The sequence below is a fragment of the uncultured Campylobacter sp. genome (genome assembly GCF_938045405.1).
Taxonomy (GTDB): Bacteria; Campylobacterota; Campylobacteria; order Campylobacterales; family Campylobacteraceae; genus Campylobacter_B.
On the sequence record NZ_CALIMW010000143.1, the window covers coordinates 1 to 1184 of the forward strand.

The 1184-nt window shown below is 49.4% G+C and carries 1 protein-coding gene and 1 pseudogene; both read right to left on the minus strand.

Annotated features, from left to right (window positions below):
- Positions 1-21 precede the first annotated feature (21 nt).
- The gene (locus Q0140_RS05605) at positions 22-972 is read right to left on the minus strand and encodes a hypothetical protein (protein ID WP_297962670.1); all 951 of its coding nucleotides are present in this window, start codon (positions 970-972) and stop codon (positions 22-24) included.
- A gap of 9 nt (positions 973-981) precedes the next feature.
- Positions 982-1184, minus strand: a pseudogene (locus tag Q0140_RS05610) (pyruvate kinase); the annotation flags it as partial.

The following is a 1184-nucleotide window of genomic DNA, read 5'->3' on the forward strand; positions in this document are numbered from 1 at the left end:
GTTAGCTGCTAAATTTACATTTCAATTTAGCTCGCTCACGCAAATTTTATAAATTTTGGCGCCTTTTAAAAGAGCTAAATATTCGCCGTTCCCGTACGAGTCGCAGCCCTCATTTTTGTTATTTTTCGAGCCGTCTGCGCCGAGAAAATTTAGGCTGATTTTTCTGTCGAATTCTAGTGTTTCGCCTTTAAATTTAAACAAAAACAGCTCTTCTTTGTCGTTATCAGCCGGGCAAAACAGCACGCTTCGCTCATCCAGCGCGAAGTCGCGGCTCGCAAAAATATAGTCGCTTTTTGAAAATTCTAGCTCGCACGTTTCAATAGCCGCGGAGCCCGGTTTATAAGAACTGATTTTCGGAGTATACGCCGTGGCTTGCCCGTCCTTGATACGCACGAAATCAAAGCTACTGCAATAGTGCGCGTAGCACGCGCCGCCAAATAGATTTATCGCGTAGCAGTCGTGAATCCGGCTGAGGTCAAATCCATAGAGCTTTTCGCCCGCCTCGTTCCAAACGGCGAGTTCGCACTCGTCTCCGCCGAAGTTGCCGAAGAGCCCGTCGCCAAAATATGAAACGTAGAGCCGCCCGCCCTGCGCTATGATCTTTGCTATGCCGTCGCCCACGCAAATTTTGCCCGTCTGGACGCCCAGCTCATCGATAAATTTTAAATTTTCCTCGCCGCGTTTTAGCTTCTCATCGTAGCGCGAGCGAGCGTTTAGCAGCGCCCAACGGTTTGGAAAATCCACGGACACGGCGAAGTGGTAGCCGTTTTCGTCCGCACCGGTTTTTATCTCGCGCAGCCGCCCGTCTTGCATAAATTTAATGACGTATTCGCCCGCATCCTCGCATAGAAAATATATCTCGCCGTGTCCGGTGATACCGATGCTAACGAGCTCTCGCGCCTCTTTTGGCGTTAGTTCGTAGCAAGGGGTTAAATTTAACCGCGATTCTTTGATTTTAATGGACTTTGACATTTTGATTTTTCAAATTTTATCCTTGAGGCCCGTTTCTGCCGCGTCGCGGTAGAAATCGATCTGATCTTTTTTGATGATGCGGATGTAGTCGGTGCTGCCGGGATGGCCGCTTTGAAAGCCCGCCGTCATCACGTAGGTGCCGTCCTCCTCGATAAGCCCGCGCTGCAAAGCCTCACTTATGATATGTGCGAGCAGCGAGTTGATGCTCGTTT

Bases quoted from the DNA above. Each gene is read 5' to 3' on its own strand.
- Q0140_RS05605 (WP_297962670.1), bottom strand. From the start codon at position 972: ATGTCAAAGTCCATTAAAATCAAAGAATCGCGGTTAAATTTAACCCCT.